Source organism: Pseudoflavonifractor intestinihominis, from assembly GCF_040096055.1.
GTDB lineage: Bacteria > Bacillota > Clostridia > Oscillospirales > Oscillospiraceae > Pseudoflavonifractor > Pseudoflavonifractor intestinihominis.
Map to the genome: position 1 here is coordinate 1 of NZ_JBBMFK010000075.1, position 594 is coordinate 594.

Annotated in this window: 1 protein-coding gene; it reads left to right on the forward strand. The window is 50.7% G+C overall.

Translation table 11 applies throughout. From position 1 onward, the window contains the following. A partial coding sequence (locus WMO64_RS17075; protein ID WP_435412080.1) for a hypothetical protein occupies positions 1–494 on the forward strand: 494 nt, incomplete at its 5' end. Positions 495–594: the final 100 nt, after the last annotated feature.

Consider the following 594-nt stretch of genomic DNA (forward strand, 5'->3'; position numbering starts at 1 on the left):
GCTATCTGGAATCCAAGCAGCTCCGCACCACCGAGGATTTGGAAGCATTGCTGAACTCCATGCAGGAACAGATTGACGAGCTGAAAAAATCCGCCTCCGGGACGCAGGCCCGTATCAAGGAACTGGACGAACTGCTCCGCATGGCAGACTATTACCAGCAAGGCAAGCCTGTGGCCGACAAGCTGAAAACCATCCGTTTTGACACCTTCCGCCAGAAATACAAGGCAGAGCATGAGAATGTGCTGCGGACATTTTACATGGCCGAGCGCAAACTGAAAAACCAGTGGGTGGACGGGAAACTCCCCGTCCATGCGTGGCGGAAGGAGAAATCCAAGCTGGAAACCGAATATCAGGCGTTACAGCAAAAAATAGCTCCCCTGTACGCCGACACAAAAAGGCTCTGGGCCATCCATTACAGCATCTATCAGGTACAGCATGAGCAGGAGCGCCAAAACGTCGTTACACGGCAGAAAAAGCAGGAAATCGAACACTAAACCTTACACATTTTCAGGAGGCACTTATGGACAGCAAATTGAAAATCCCACCCGAAATCATAGACGGTCAGGACACGCCGGAAGAATATCATTTTTCCAA